A 13414-nucleotide genomic window follows, 5' to 3' on the forward strand; every position below is an offset into this window, starting at 1 on the left:
AGCCGGGTGGGTGCTTGACCGGTGAGGGCGGCTCGGGCTACCGTCCGGACTAGAACGTACTAGATGATTGCTCGATCGTCACACTTTCGGACCGACTCCGGCACCCTTCGGCCAGTATCGACTAGAACGTTCCAGATCACCCGCTGTTCCATCTCGTCGAGTGCTCACCTCCCAGCGCACGGCGTCACCCCAGGAGAACTCATGAGCGCCCCAGCTTGGGCATCGCCCCGTCGGACATCGAATGGACCGGTCCGTGTCGCCACCATCGGCGCCGGACGCATCGGCACCAATCACGCGAGTCTCGTTGCGCGCCTGATCCCCGGTGCCCGACTGTTCGCGGTCGCCGACCCTGTCGACGGTGCAGCCGCACGCCTCGCCGCCGAGGTCGGTGCACAGGTGGCCACCACGTCGATCGACGAGGTGCTGGCCCACCCGGAGGTCGATGCCGTGCTCATCACCGCACCGGCCCGCAGCCACACCGATCTGGTCTGCGCCGCGGCCGCCGCAGGCAAGCATGTGTTCTGCGAGAAGCCGATGGCGGTCACCCTGGACGACGCCGATCGGGCGATCGCCGCAGCGCACGATGCCGGTGTCGTCCTGCAGGTCGGGTTCAATCGTCGATTCGCACCGGGCTTCGCCGCCGCACGTCGCGCCATCGACGACGGCCGGATCGGTACCCCTCAGCTGCTCCGGTCACTCACCCGCGATCCCGGCCCGTTCGCCGGTGACCCGGCCCGCATCCCCCAGTGGACGATCTTCCTGGAGACCCTGATCCACGATTTCGACACCCTCTCCTTCCTCAACCCCGGTGCCGAACCGGTGTCGGTGCACGCGTTCGCAGGTGCCCTCATCCGGCCCGATGCCGCGGCCACCGGCCACCTCGACACCGCCGTGGTGACCATCCGCTACGACAACGGCGCCATCGCCACCGCGGATGCCAGCTTCTCGGCAATGTACGGATATGACGTCCGCGGTGAGGCTTTCGGTTCCGGCGGGATGGTGACCGCGGGCAACGGGCGCAGCACCGACATGACCTACCACGGGCCCGAGGGCGTGGGCATCGACACCGCGCGCCGGGACACCGACCTGCTGCACGACGCCTACCTCGGCGAGCTGACCGCCTTCGTCGACGCGGTCCGCACCGGCACAGCGGCCGTCGTCGACGGCACCGACGCGCGCCGGGCCCTCAGCATCGCCCTGGCCGCCGTCCGAAGTGTCGAGACCGAGTCGGTCGTCGCCGTCTGAGACCGGTTTTGTAGCAGTAGTTCCCGGATTCCGGGAACTACTGCTACCGAATCGCCTTCTGACGCCGGCGATTCCGACGTTCGCGTCGGAGCTCGGCGAGTGCGGTCTTGAGGCCGCGGGCCGGGACGCGGCCGGCGAAGCGGCGCTCTGACGCCGTCTCGGGTGCATCGTCCGCGGTGTCGCGGAGGAAGCGATCGGGTAGGGCCAGCTTGTTGATGGTCCGCAGCGACTGCACGTACTGGGTGAACAGCGAACCGGTCGTGTACGGGAGGTCGTACTTCTCGCACAGCGCGCGGATGCGGTCGCCGATCTCGGCATAGCGGTTGCTGGGCAGATCGGGGAAGACGTGATGCTCGATCTGGTAGCACAGGTTGCCGCTGAGGAAGGCCATGGCGGGACCGGCGCGGAAGTTGGCCGTACCCAACATCTGTCGGAGATACCACTGGCCGGGGGTCTCGCCCTCCAGGGTCTCCTCGGTGAACTTCTCGGCGCCGTCCGGGAAGTGGCCGCAGAAGATGACGACATAGGCCCAGAGGTTTCGTACCAGGTTGGCGGTGAGGTTCGCGGTGAGCGTGTGCCCGAAGTTGGGGCCGGTCAGCGCCGGGTACAGGAGGTAGTCCTTGCCCATCTGGCGAGCCGCCTTGCGGACGAACTCCTTGATCTGCGGGATCGCCACCTCCTTCGGCTTCGTCCCGCCGATGACCTCCTTGAGCTCGAGGTCGTGCAGGGCGATACCCCATTCGAAGGTGGCCGCGAGGAGCACGTTGAACAGCGGCTGAGCCAGCCGGCGCGGCTCCCACGGTTCGTCCCGGGTGACGCGCAGGATCTTGTAGCCCACGTCGTGGTCCATGCCGACGACGTTGGTGTACTTGTGATGGATGTAGTTGTGCGAGTGCTTCCAATGGGGGGACGCGCACACCATGTCCCACTCCCACGTCGTGGAGTGGACCTCGGGGTCGTTCATCCAATCCCACTGGCCGTGCATCACATTGTGGCCCAGCTCCATGTTCTCGATGATCTTCGAGAGCGAGAGAGCCCCGGTACCGAGCAGCCACAGCGAGCGTTTGTGACTGCCGAGCAGCGCGACGCGACCGACGACCTCGAGTGCCCGGTGCGCGAGGATGGTCCGTCGCAGATACCGGACGTCCCGGTCGCCACGGTCTGCCTCGACCTCACGCCGCAGCGCGTCGAGCTCGGCCCCCAGGGCCTCGACGTCGGCATCGGTGAGATGCGCGTACGTGTTGATGTCGGTAATCGCCATTGCCACTCATTATGCCTGGAGCCCCCTGATCCGACCACGCGCGGATCAGGTCCGACCGTCAGGCCGCGTCGCGTCGGATCTGTGCGGGGGCCGTCGCCGTCGCACGTCGCATCGGTCGGCTGCCGCGTCGTCGGAGCAGCCCGGCCAGGCCGCGCCGGCCACGGACGGTTTCCAGCGCCGACCGCAGGCCCCGACGTGCGCCGGTCTGCGGATCGAGCACCGACGTCAGGCGCTGTCCGTCGGGCAGGCCCTGCTTGAAACGACGCTCCGACGAGGTCTCGGGTGCGTCGTCGACGGTCGCCGTCAGGTACTTGTCCGGGAGCGACAGCTTGGCGATGGTCCGCCACGATTTGGCGTACTGCACCGGCAGCGAGCCCGTCGTGTACGGCAGGTCGTACTTCTCGCACAGCGCCTGCACCCGCACGGCGATCTCCGGCAGGCGGTTGCTCGGCAGGTCCGGGAAGATGTGGTGCTCGATCTGGTACGACAGGTTGCCGCTCATGAACCCCATGACCGGTCCCGCGTGAAAGTTCGCGCTGCCCAACATCTGTCGCAGGTACCATTCGGCCTGCGTCTCGCTGTCCACGTCCTGCTTGGTGAACTTCTCCGCGCCGTCCGGGAAGTGGCCGCAGAAGATGACGGCGTTGGTCCACAGGTTGCGGATCACGTTGGCCATCACGTTGGCCGTGGCCGCCTTGCGGTACGCGTGACCGATTCCGGCGCCGCGACCGGTGGTCGCGGCCACCACACCCGGATACACGAGGTAGTCCTTGGCGACCTGCTTGCCGACCTTCTTGCCGACGTCGGCGAGGTTGCGACGGAACTCTGCCTTGGCCTCCGGCGTCCGACGCTTCTTGCCCAGCTCGAGGTGTTGCGCGGCGACGCCGTACTCGAAGAGGAGTGCGAGCACGGTGTTGTACGCGAGATTGCCGAGGTAGAAGGGCTGCCACCGCTGGTCGCGCGTCACCCGGAGCAGGCCGTAGCCCACGTCGTCGTCCATGCCCAGCACGTTGGTGTACTTGTGATGGATGTAGTTGTGGGTGTGCTTCCAGTGCGCCGACGGGTCGGTGTTGTCCCACTCCCAGGTGGTCGAGTGCACCTCGGGATCGTTCATCCAATCCCACTGCCCGTGCATCACGTTGTGCCCGAGCTCCATGTTCTCGATGATCTTGGCGACGCCCAGGGCAGTCGCGCCCGCCCACCACATCGACCGCTTACGCGAGCCGAAGATCAGCGCACGACCGCTCAGTTCGAGGGTGCGCTGGAATCGGATGGTGTTGCGGATGTAGCGGGCATCGCGCTCGCCGCGGTCGGCCTCGACATCGGCGCGGATGCGGTCGAGTTCGGCACCGAGTTCTGCGATGTCGGCGTCCGTGAGATGCGCGTATTCGGGGATGTCGGTGATCGCCATTGGTCGTCCCTTCGCCGGCTTGGATACGCCTACGTTTCCGTAACCTACGCCAGCGTAGGTAAGGGTCGACCGCCCTGTCCAGCGCTCGCCGGAACCGACCGCCCGAGTGTGAGCCAGCCCACGTCGCAGGCGTGTCAGACTCCCGAGCCGCCACCGTTCACGGGCTCCTGCCGGATGTCACTGCGCAGCAAGTCGTAGCCGATCAGATCCTCGAAGCCGTGCGAGACAGGAGCAGCCCGCCGCTGGACACCACAGATGCGGAAGCCCGCGCTCTCGGCGGCCTCGATGCCGTCGTGGTCACTCTCCGCCGCGAACATGGTCAGCCTGCGCACCCCCAGTGAGTCGACGGCCGCGCGGACGACCTCCGGGATGACCTCGGGCAGGATGCGCCGACCGTGAGCGTCCGGATGAACACCGAACGCGATCTCGGTGCCGGTCACATCGTCGATGCCGACGAGTGCGATGTCGGCGAGATAGACATCGGAGTCGCGATCGGCGACCACCCATGACCAAGTCTCGCCCCGGGCGGCGGTCCACCACCTGTGGTGCCGGTCGCGCGCCGCGTCGCCGATACCCGACGGCGACGATCGCAGCGGTGCACTCCGTCGAGATGACCGTGGGTCGTCGAGCGTCTCGCGGATGCGCTGGTCGTCGGACTCCTGGACCGGCCGTAGCCGGAGCCGTTCGAGGTCGATGTCCGACGAGTGCCAGGTCGTGCGTGGCCGCCGCAGATCGCCCGCGTGAATCGAGCCGTACCAGGCATCGCTGAGACCGTCGCGTAACTCGATGCCGTCTGCCACCGCGGCCGTCAGCCGGAACCCGCGAGAATGAGCGACTCGCAGGCTCGCCACATTTCCCTCGGGTGCCCGCCACGTGATCACGGAGAAGCCACCCGCGCCGAAGGCGTGATCCAGGGCGACGTCGACGGCTCGTCCCATCACACCGCGGCCTCGATGGGCCGGATGCAGTATGTAGCCGATCTCGGACGCCGGCGGCGACCCGCGCAGGTCGAGGTTGCCCGCGAACTCACCCTCGTGTTCGATGGCCCACCCCTGAGCGGTGCCCTCGTCCCAGCCCCGCTGAACCACCGTGCGGACGAAGCCCTCTGCATCGCCGGGACCGTAGGGCGTCGGCATCGACGTCCAGCGCAACGACTCCGGATCACGGGCCATCTCGACGATCCCGGGAATGTCCTCGGTTCGATGTGCGCGCAGGGTCACCGTCCCGTCGGTGAGCACGGGAACCACGTCGGGCCACACTGTCGGCGGGGTCATCGGGGCGGGGTCATCGGGGCGGGGTCATCGGGGCGGGGGATTCACGGCGGGGTCCACCGGTCGAGTGTCCCCGGTGTGCGGTCAGACGTCGAGGGTGCAGTCGCCGGCGGCGACGCTGATGCAGGTCTGAACCCGTTCACCCTCCACGTGTTCCACGCCGGAGCGCAGATCGCGGACACACCCCTTCTCCACCATGACGACACAGCTCTGGCAGATGCCCATCCGGCAGCCGAACGGCATGAGCACGCCGGCGTCCTCCCCCGCATCGAGCACCGATGTGGCACCGTCCACGGTCGCGGTCTTGCCCGTCCGACCGAAGGTGATGGTGCCACCCTGGGCGCCGACGGCACCGCGCTCCAGCGCGAAACGTTCGATGTGCAGATGGTCGGATCGTCCCGCTCCGGCCCACATCTCGTCGAGCACGCCGAGGAATCCCGACGGTCCGCACGCCCACGTCTGACGCTCGGCCCAGTCGGGGCACAGCGCACCCAGCGACTGCGCGTCGAGTTTGCCCGCCGACCGCGTGTACTGGACGTGCAGATCGATCAGGCCGTCCTCGGCCATCTCGGCGAGCTCGTCGGCGAACAGCAGGTCGGACTCGGTCGGCGTCGAATGGACGACTCGGATGTCGGTGTGCTGCTTGCGGTGTCGGATCGTGCGCAGCATGGAGATGATCGGCGTGATACCACTGCCCGCAGTCACGAACAGGATCGACGTCGGCAGCGGGTCGGGCAGTACGAACTCTCCCCGGGGTGCGGCCAGCCGCACCACGGTGCCCGGCGTCAGCCCGTTGACCAGGTGCGAGGACAGGAATCCCTCCGGCATCGCCTTGACCGTGATCGCGATCGTCTTGTCGGCCACCGAGGAGTCCGGTACCGACGTCAGCGAGTACGACCGCCAGGTCCAGCGCCCGTCCATGAGAACACCGATGCCGACATACTGCCCTGGGTTGTACTCCAGCGAGAACCCCCAGCCGGGTCGGATCCGGATGGTGGCGGTGTCCTCGGTCTCACGGATCACCGACTCGATGCGCCCGCGCAGCTCGCGCGCCGACCACAACGGATTGGCCAGGCTCAAGTAGTCGTCGGGCAGCAACGGGGTCGTGATCCGCGCGAATGCCGCTCGGGCCCAGCGCGCTCCCCGACTGCGGGCCGCGACGTCGACCACCGGTTCCTCGAAACGTTCGCGCCACCCCACGGTGTACCCGCCTCTCCGCTCCTCGCCTCGCCTCGCCTCGGGGACGAGCCGTAACCTACGCATCCGTAGGTTACGGGATTCTGAGCGTGGGGGTCATCCCGGGGCAGTTCGAGCCGGACAGGGTCAGAGCAGTTCGAGCAGGAACGGAACCTCCTGTGTGGCATACCAGCCGAGGTCGTGGTCGTCGGCGTCCCCGAGCGCGAGTTCCGCATCCTGGTCACCGAGGTCCGCGGCGTCGATCACCGCGACCGCTGCTCGGACGGCAGGCTCGGCCGCGGCTCCGTCCACATGCACTGCGGCGATCGCCCCGACCGGTACGACGCCGCTGATTTTCACGACGGCGTCGTCGAGATCGGGTCGGAGGGTGACCTCGCCGACGTCGGCGGCGACCACGGCCCGGCGCGGCGGAAGCGCCGCGGCACCCTCAACTGCCGCACCCTCAACTGCGGCACCGTCGTCCCCCGCGCTCCCGTCTGCAGCACCATCGTGTTCCGCGGCCAGCAGGCGCAGCGAGGCACGTGCCGCCTCACGCAGCGCGTACTCGGCCAACTCCTCGTCGTCTCCCGCTCGAAAGGACTCGCGCAGCGCTGGGGTCAACGCGAACGCGGTGCCGCCGACCGGCGTGAACTCACCGGTCCGGTCGAGCTCCACCAGCATCGCCAGTGTCGCCGGCAGGAAAATCCTCATCGCACCTCATCCCGTCGCGGGGGCGGACTCGCGTCCGTCCGGTCCGCGCCAACACTAGTCGTCCGCGTCGCCCGGCTCGTGTCTCAGTCCTCGGTGACGAGCTCGTCGAGGGACTCTGTCACGTACTCCGCCATGGCCGGCAGGTCACTGAGCACCCCGCGGTCGGCGAGAAAGGCGAACTGCAGGCGTCCGCCGTGGTCGACGATGGTCACGGCCAGTGCGCGCTGCGCGAGAAGAGCGGGCACGGCGTAGATCTCGGCGACCGGTAGCCCACAGACGAAGCGCGGCCCGACCGGTCCGGTCCCCATCGTGACCGGGACGTTGTAGCTGCGGCGATCGAGCGTGGAGAAGGCGCGCGAACTGATCTCGGCGAATGGCACGACACCGAGTTCAGGCAACAGCGGGCGCAGCCCGAGCGACACCCGCCGGGACGACTGCGAGTGGCGCTGCGCAAGTTCGGCGACCTGCGCGAGGCGCACGGTCGGGTTGTCCTCACCCACCGGCAGATCAGTGACGAAACCGGGCGTGCCGACGATCACCCAGCGTCGGGGACTGTCCGGGTCGGGATCGACCATGGGGTCCTGCGCCGACAACGGGAGTACGACCCGAACGGTCTCGACGCCTGAGACCGCGTCGCCGAAAGACATCAGCCATCGACGCATCGCACCGGTGAGGAGAGCCAGCACGACGTCGGTTCGGGAGAAACCGTGCGCCGACGCGATCCGGTCGCACACGTCGGTGGGCACGGTCGCGACCGTGAACATGCGACTGGAGGTGGTCGCGTTGTTGAGCGGACTCGACGGCGCGGAGTCGGTGAGCTGCTGGACCACCGAACCGACCCGGCGCGCGGTTGCGCCCGCGGTGGCCCGGAGGTCCGCGACGGGCCCGTTGCCCGACACCAATGAGTCGACCAGATCCCCCGGCCGCGACAGCGCCTCGGCGAGCGCGCCCAGCGCGAGTTGCGCGCCACCGGGAACGGCGCCCGGCATCCACAGATCTTCCGGCAGCGCTGCGGTGTCCGGCGACTCGTCGCAGATCACCTCGCTGATCTCCGGCGATCCCGATCCGCCGACCAGGCATCGGTGCGACTTGGTCAGGATGGCCATCGTGCCATCGGCCAACCCCTCGATCAGGTACATCTCCCAGAGCGGACGGGTCCGGTCCAGCGGGCGGGCCATGACCCGCGCGATGAGGTCCTGCAACTGCTCGATGCCACCGGGGCGGGGCAGTCCCGACCTCCGGATGTGGAAGTTGATGTCGAAGTCGGGGTCGTCGGCCCACACCGGACGGGCCAGCCCGAGCGTGACCTGCCGCACGATCTGGCGGTAACGCGGCATCGTCTGCAGCCGGTTCTCCACCAGCGACACCAGCCGCGGGTAGTCGAGTCGTCGACGGTCGTCGGTGGCCGGGATGATCAGCAGCGCACCGAGTTGCGTGCTCGAGCCGCCCTCGTCGAGAAAGTAGAACATCGCGTCCCGCGGCGACAGACGGCTCACCATCGCGGTCCCCGATCCGACGCCGTGATCACCCGCTGATCCTAAGGGTTGTCCCGCCCCGCGGTCCCGGCCTCGGCCGAGCGAGTCGGAAGTCGGCGGGATCCCGGCGGCAGGATCCCTACTGCAGATTCCCGTCAGCAGGATCCCGGACAGGGGACCCGACGCGGCTACCACGGCTCACCCGACCTCCGGTGCCGACGGGACGCAGGTGCAACCGGGTGCAACCGTTGCCCGCAGCATCGCCGACGAGGTGAGGTCGGGGCAGCACACCGGTTGTCTCACCCCGAGGAGTTCAGATGCGCGCCGCCCGCTACCACGACCGTGGTGACATCCGGATCGAGCAGATCGACGAACCCGAGCTCCTGCCCGGCGCGGTCGGCATCGACGTCGCGTGGTGCGGCATCTGCGGCACCGACCTGCACGAATACGCCGAGGGGCCGATCTTCGTACCGCCGGAGGGGCATCCCCAGCCGATCAGCGGCGAGAGCGCCCCCATCACACTCGGTCATGAGATGTCGGGGACGGTCTACGCGGTCGGCGCAGGCGTCGACGATCTCGCGGTCGGCGATCACGTCGTGGTCGAGCCGTACATCATCCGCGACGACGTCGACACCGGCCCGCAGAGCCACGACTACCACCTCTCCCCCGACATGAACTTCATCGGACTCGGTGGTCGGGGCGGCGGTCTCGGCGAGCGCATCGTCGTGCGCCGGCGCTGGGTGCACCGGATCGCCGATTCCGTCCCGCTCGACCAGGCCGCACTCATCGAGCCGCTGGCCGTCGGTGTGCACGCCGTCGAGCGCAGCGGCGCGACGGCCGGCGACGTCGCACTGATCACCGGCGCCGGACCGATCGGCCTGCTGACCGCGGCGGTGTGCCGGGCGCGCGGGATCACCACGGTGATCAGCGAACCGAGTTCACTGCGCAGGCAGAAGGCCATCGACTCCGGCGTCACCGAGCACGTGGTCGACCCGACCACCGAGGACGCCGTCGCGAGGGTCCGCGACCTCACCGACGGTCGAGGTGCGCACGTGGGCTTCGAGTGCACCTCGGTACAGCCCGCACTCGACACCCTGGTCGATGCGGTGCGGCCCACCGCCGTCATCGTGGTGGTGTCCATCTGGGGCCATCCAGCGACGCTGGACATGCAGAAGATCGTGCTCAAGGAGATCGACCTGCGGGGCACGATCGCGTACGTCAACAGTCATCCCGAGGCGATCGCCCTCGTCGAGGAGGGACGGGTCGACCTCGCGCCGTTCATCACCGGACGCATCGGCCTCGATCATCTGATCGACGAAGGATTCGAGACGTTGATCCACCGCAACGAGACGGCCGTGAAGATCCTGGTCTCACCGTCAGGGGCCGGTCTCACCGAAGGCTGAAAGCGGTGACGCGCCACTGGTTCTCGACAACGGTGGAACCGGCGTACCGAGCCGTGCCGGCCACCGGGGTCGGTCGTACCCGGCAGGCCAGCCGCTCGACCCGACCGGCGAACGCCTGCACCCGACCGGCCCGCGAGTAGCTGCCGAAGATCTCCGCACACTCGCGGCCGCACATCTGGATGTGGACCCGCCGGACGGTGGATGCCGAGTCGGCCCCCGGTGGCCGGGTGCTGCCCGTCCGGACCATGAGACCCAACTGATCGCGCAGGGCGGGCGCCAGCACCGAGTCGAGTTGACCGACTCCGCGGCGATGGTCGAGCGCCTCACCGATCAGGGTGACGGCCCGCATCGCGAAACGTCGGGCATCCACGTGTGCCGCCGCCACCGCGGACGCAGACGGATAGACCGGGCGCGCCGGCAACGCGAGATCGGTCGGACGGGGCGGTCCCACCACGGCCGGAGCCCGACCGTCGATGTCCGGGACGAGCGACTCGTGCTCGTACGGCGGGGCCGGACGTATCAGGACTCGAGGTGTCTCCATGACGATCCGACGCGGACCGGGGCGTTCCGGTTCCGCATCGGATCACACTCGCCGAGAAGATCCGGTCAGCGACGCTTTTTCTTGGACTTCGGCGGCTTGGCGCCGCTGGACCGCGTGTTCGCCCGCGCTGCTGCTCGCCGCTCCCGGCGGCTCGCCGACACCAGGGCCGGATCCTCGAGTTCCTCCTCGGCCGAGTGCACCTCGGTCCCGCCACCTTCGGCCGGGCCGGAGTAGGTCATCGGCACGTCCTGCTGAGCACCCCCGGCCCCGCGCAGCGCGGCCGGTACATCCTGCTGATTCGCCGCCCCGGCCCCGTTGCCCGGGACGCCGGCACCCGCGAGGGCCGGTTCCGGCGCTCCGAGCGGCGCCGACGGTCGGGCCGCCGGCTGAGACGGCTCGGCCTGCTCGGTCTGCACCTGGACGTTGTAGAGGAACCCGAGGGTCTCTTCCTTCAGGCCCTCGAGCATGCCGGAGAACATGTCGAAGCCCTCACGCTGATACTCGACCACCGGGTCACGCTGGGCCATCGACCGCAGGTGGATGCCTTCACGCAGGTAGTCCATCTCGTAGAGGTGATCACGCCACTTGCGATCGAGCACGCTCAGCAGGATCGTGCGCTCCAGCTGACGCATCGCGCCCTCACCGGCGATCGACTCGATCTCGGTCTCGCGCGCGTCGTAGGCCTTGTGGGCGTCCTCGGTGAGGACCTCCTTGAGTTCTTCGGCGTCGATGTCGTCGCGCTCACCGAACTCGTTCTCCCCGACGACGTCCTTCGGGTCGAGCTGGAGCGGGTACAGCGACTTGACCGCGGTCCAGAGCTGGTCGAGATCCCAGTCCTCCGCGTATCCCTCGGCGGTCGCGCCCTCGACATAGGCGCCGATGACGTCGTCGATCATCTTCCTGACCTGCTGCGCATGGTCCTCGCCCTCGAGGATCTCGCGGCGCTCGCCGTAGATGACCTTGCGCTGCTCGTTCATCACCTCGTCGTACTTGAGGACGTTCTTGCGCACCTCGAAGTTCTGCTGCTCGACCTGCGTCTGAGCGCTGCGGATGGCCTTGGTGACCATCTTCGCCTCGATGGGGACGTCGTCGGGCAGGTTGACGCGGTTCATGATCGACTCGAGCGCCGCACCGTTGAAGCGCCGCATGAGCTCGTCACCCAGCGAGAGGTAGAAGCGCGACTCGCCCGGGTCGCCCTGTCGGCCGGAGCGGCCGCGGAGCTGGTTGTCGATACGACGCGACTCGTGCCGCTCGGTGCCGAGCACGTAGAGACCGCCGGCCGCCTTGACGGCCTCGGCTTCTTCCTCGGCGTCGGCGCGAGCGATCTCGATCGCCTCCGGCCACGCCTCCTCGTACTGGTCGGGAGTGTTGACCGGATCGAGTCCGGCCTTGCGCAGACGGGTGTCGGCGATGACGTCGGCGTTGCCGCCGAGCACGACGTCGGTACCACGACCGGCCATGTTGGTGGCCACCGTGACCGCGCCCGAACGCCCGGCCTCGGCGATGATCTGCGCTTCCTGCTCGTGGAACTTGGCGTTCAGCACGCTGTGCGGGATGTCGCGCTTGGCCAGCTGCCGGGACAGGTACTCCGACCGCTCGACGCTGGTGGTACCGATCAGGACCGGCTGCCCCAGCTCATGACGCTCGGTGATGTCGTCGACGACCGCGTCGAACTTCGCCTCTTCGGTCTTGTAGATCAGATCGGTCTGATCCTTGCGGACCATCGGCTTGTTCGTCGGGATCGGCAGCACGCCGAGCTTGTAGATCTGGTCGAACTCGGCGGCCTCGGTCTCGGCCGTACCGGTCATACCGGCCAGCTTGTCGTACATGCGGAAGTAGTTCTGCAGCGTGATCGTCGCCAGCGTCTGGTTCTCGGCCTTGATCTCGACGCGTTCCTTGGCCTCGATCGCCTGATGCAACCCCTCGTTGAACCGACGCCCCTCGAGCACGCGACCGGTGAACTCGTCGACGATCATGACGTCACCGTTGCGGACGATGTAGTCCTTGTCGCGATGGAAGAGTTCCTTGACCTTGATCGCGTTGTTCAGATAGCTGACCAACGGCGAGTTCTCGGCCTCGTACAGGTTGTCGATGCCCAGACGGTCCTCGACCAGCTCGACACCGGCCTCGTGCACGCCGATGGTCTTCTTCTTGATGTCGACCTCGTAGTGCGTGTCCTTCTCGAGGAGCGGCGCGATGCGCGCGAACTCCGCGTACCACTTGCTCGAGGAGTCGGCCGGCCCGGAGATGATCAGCGGCGTGCGGGCCTCGTCGATGAGGATCGAGTCGACCTCGTCGACGATGGCGAAGTTGTGACCGCGCTGGACGAGCTCCTCGAGGGAGTGCGCCATGTTGTCGCGCAGGTAGTCGAAGCCGAACTCGTTGTTGGTGCCGTAGGTGATGTCGGCTGCGTAGGCCTCGCGACGCTGGTCGGGCGTCATGCCGGTGAGGATCACGGCGGTCTCGAGCCCCAAGAAGCGGTGGACGCGGCCCATCCACTCCGAGTCACGCTTGGCGAGGTAGTCGTTCACGGTGACGACGTGCACGCCGTCACCGGAGATCGCGTTCAGGTACGCGGGCAGCACACAGGTCAGGGTCTTGCCCTCACCGGTCTTCATCTCGGCGATGTTGCCGAAGTGGAGTGCCGCGCCGCCCATGATCTGGACGTGGAAGTGCTTCTGCTCGAGCACGCGCCAGGCGGCCTCACGGGCCACGGCGAACGCCTCGGGCAGGAGTTCGTCGAGCGAGGCCCCGTCGGCGTAACGCTCTTTGAACTCGTCGGTCTTGGCGCGCAACTCGGCATCGGTCAGCGACTCGACGTCGTCGGACAGGGCCTCGACGTGGGAGGCGATCGCGTCGAGACGCTTCACCATGCGGCCTTCACCGACGCGCAGGAGCTTGTTCAGCACTGGTGGATGTC

10 protein-coding genes are annotated in these 13414 nt (G+C 68.0%); 2 read left to right on the forward strand and 8 right to left on the reverse strand.

Annotation, left to right across the window (positions count from 1 at the left end; all coding sequences use genetic code 11):
- Positions 1–201: 201 nt before the first annotated feature.
- Positions 202–1245: a Gfo/Idh/MocA family oxidoreductase gene (locus GS4_RS02615; protein WP_007617181.1), complete on the forward strand. Its 1044-nt coding sequence runs from the start codon at positions 202–204 to the stop codon at positions 1243–1245.
- Positions 1246–1288: 43 nt separating this feature from the next.
- On the opposite strand, the gene GS4_RS02620 is transcribed toward GS4_RS02615, so the two are convergent.
- From GS4_RS02620 to GS4_RS02645, 6 genes are all read right to left on the reverse strand, one after another.
- Positions 1289–2506, reverse strand: coding sequence for a fatty acid desaturase family protein (locus GS4_RS02620; RefSeq protein WP_007617182.1), 1218 nt, complete (start codon positions 2504–2506; stop codon positions 1289–1291).
- A 58-nt stretch (positions 2507–2564) separates the two neighbouring features.
- Entirely contained in the window at positions 2565–3917 is a 1353-nt protein-coding gene (locus GS4_RS02625) for a fatty acid desaturase family protein (protein WP_007617183.1), read from the reverse strand.
- 134 nt (positions 3918–4051) lie between these two features.
- Complete coding sequence (locus tag GS4_RS02630; RefSeq protein WP_007617184.1) at positions 4052–5191, reverse strand: GNAT family N-acetyltransferase; 1140 nt, start codon at positions 5189–5191, stop codon at positions 4052–4054.
- An 81-nt stretch (positions 5192–5272) separates the two neighbouring features.
- Positions 5273–6388: a ferredoxin reductase gene (locus GS4_RS02635; protein ID WP_007617185.1), complete on the reverse strand. Its 1116-nt coding sequence runs from the start codon at positions 6386–6388 to the stop codon at positions 5273–5275.
- A gap of 123 nt (positions 6389–6511) precedes the next feature.
- The gene (locus tag GS4_RS02640) at positions 6512–7075 is read right to left on the reverse strand and encodes a DUF6912 family protein (protein WP_007617186.1); all 564 of its coding nucleotides are present in this window, start codon (positions 7073–7075) and stop codon (positions 6512–6514) included.
- Positions 7076–7158: 83 nt separating this feature from the next.
- Positions 7159–8574, reverse strand: a complete 1416-nt coding sequence (locus GS4_RS02645) for a wax ester/triacylglycerol synthase family O-acyltransferase (protein ID WP_007617187.1) — start codon at positions 8572–8574, stop codon at positions 7159–7161.
- 293 nt (positions 8575–8867) lie between these two features.
- Here GS4_RS02645 and GS4_RS02650 point away from each other — a divergent pair, with 293 nt between their 5' ends.
- Positions 8868–9953 carry a 2,3-butanediol dehydrogenase gene (locus tag GS4_RS02650; protein WP_007617201.1) on the forward strand — a complete coding sequence of 362 codons (1086 nt, stop codon included), beginning with the start codon at positions 8868–8870 and terminating at the stop codon, positions 9951–9953.
- Here the strand turns inward: GS4_RS02650 and GS4_RS02655 are convergent.
- Both GS4_RS02655 and secA read right to left on the reverse strand, forming a co-directional pair.
- On the reverse strand, positions 9940–10494 hold the full coding sequence (locus GS4_RS02655; protein WP_007617202.1) for an Rv3235 family protein: 555 nt from the start codon (positions 10492–10494) through the stop codon (positions 9940–9942). The two genes, GS4_RS02650 and GS4_RS02655, sit on opposite strands and share 14 nt — an antisense overlap.
- A 65-nt stretch (positions 10495–10559) precedes the next feature.
- Positions 10560–13403, reverse strand: coding sequence for a preprotein translocase subunit SecA (gene secA, locus GS4_RS02660; protein ID WP_007617203.1), 2844 nt, complete (start codon positions 13401–13403; stop codon positions 10560–10562).
- Between the last annotated feature and the right edge of the window lie 11 nt (positions 13404–13414).

Source organism: Gordonia soli NBRC 108243, from assembly GCF_000334455.1.
GTDB lineage: Bacteria > Actinomycetota > Actinomycetes > Mycobacteriales > Mycobacteriaceae > Gordonia > Gordonia soli.

Excerpts from the sequence above, each read along its gene's own strand:
- GS4_RS02615 (WP_007617181.1), top strand. The coding sequence starts at position 202 with ATGAGCGCCCCAGCTTGGGCATCGCCCCGTCGGACATCGAATGGACCG.
- GS4_RS02620 (WP_007617182.1), bottom strand. The coding sequence starts at position 2,506 with ATGGCGATTACCGACATCAACACGTACGCGCATCTCACCGATGCCGAC.
- GS4_RS02625 (WP_007617183.1), bottom strand. The coding sequence starts at position 3,917 with ATGGCGATCACCGACATCCCCGAATACGCGCATCTCACGGACGCCGAC.
- GS4_RS02630 (WP_007617184.1), bottom strand. The coding sequence starts at position 5,191 with ATGACCCCGCCGACAGTGTGGCCCGACGTGGTTCCCGTGCTCACCGAC.
- GS4_RS02640 (WP_007617186.1), bottom strand. The coding sequence starts at position 7,075 with ATGAGGATTTTCCTGCCGGCGACACTGGCGATGCTGGTGGAGCTCGAC.
- GS4_RS02645 (WP_007617187.1), bottom strand. The coding sequence starts at position 8,574 with ATGGTGAGCCGTCTGTCGCCGCGGGACGCGATGTTCTACTTTCTCGAC.
- GS4_RS02650 (WP_007617201.1), top strand. The coding sequence starts at position 8,868 with ATGCGCGCCGCCCGCTACCACGACCGTGGTGACATCCGGATCGAGCAG.
- GS4_RS02655 (WP_007617202.1), bottom strand. The coding sequence starts at position 10,494 with ATGGAGACACCTCGAGTCCTGATACGTCCGGCCCCGCCGTACGAGCAC.